The organism is Pseudoalteromonas fuliginea (genome assembly GCF_000690055.1).
Lineage (GTDB): Bacteria > Pseudomonadota > Gammaproteobacteria > Enterobacterales > Alteromonadaceae > Pseudoalteromonas > Pseudoalteromonas fuliginea.
Window position 1 is genome coordinate 1 of the sequence record NZ_JJNZ01000100.1, and the last position, 933, is coordinate 933.

Genomic DNA, 933 nt, shown 5'->3' on the forward strand with positions numbered 1-933 from the left:
GAGCAAAGCTTCCGCGTCCTGCTCACGCCCCTTACCTACATGGATGTCATAGGTAAGATCTTAAGAAATTGAGTTGAAGCTCAATTCATGATCAAATGGTTGTTACCACACAAACCACAGAATCAAGAAAAGAGCTTCAAATGAATGCTAACATTTTTATTAATAAGTTAAAAAGTATCCTAAGTGAAAAAAAACTGAACCGACTTGGTAAACAAGTAGCATTTACTAAAAGAGAAAGAAATATTACCGCATTTCATATGGTTGTTAGTCTTGTTGCTGCGCTTGGGGATAAAAAAACGATCTATTTATCCGAAATATTAAGAGTTTATAATCAGCTAACAGGGCAGTCTATTAAGTATAAGCCTTTTCATAACCAGTTAGTTAAACCTGAACTAGCTGAACTAATGCGAGAGGTAACAAATAGAGTTTTTAATTGTTGGATAAATGATGCGCTTAAGTACACGAAAAAAGATTTGTTCAAGTTTGAGAATATTTTAATTCAGGACGGTAGCTCTATTATGCTTCATCGTTCTTTAAAAGATGTTTTTCCTGGGCGATTTTCAAATACGTGTCCAGCAGCGATTGAATTGCATGCTACTTTAAATTTAACGCAAGGTTGCTTTGAAAAAGCAGGCATAACACCAGACAGTTACTCTGAACGTGAAGAACTTCCAACATTTAAAGAGTTGAAAGGACAGTTGTTACTTGCTGATAGAGGGTATTATTCAGGTAGTTATATTCATGAATTAGATAAAGCAGGAGGATTTTACGTATTAAGAGCGAAGGGGTTAAAAGCAGTCAGAGTACATAATGCTTTTAAGCAAAATGGACAGGAATTAACAGGAAGTCATTCCCCAAAGTTATGTGAATTGCTCCCCGAATTACCTAAAAATGATCTTATTGATATGAATGTTAGCATAAAAAACAAGCTAA

At 34.8% G+C, this 933-nt stretch carries 1 protein-coding gene; it reads left to right on the forward strand.

Going from position 1 to position 933, the window contains the following annotated elements; genetic code table 11:
* Positions 1 to 140: 140 nt before the first annotated feature.
* The coding region (locus DC53_RS01125; RefSeq protein ID WP_033032098.1) for an IS4 family transposase at positions 141 to 933 on the forward strand (793 nt) is incomplete at its 3' end.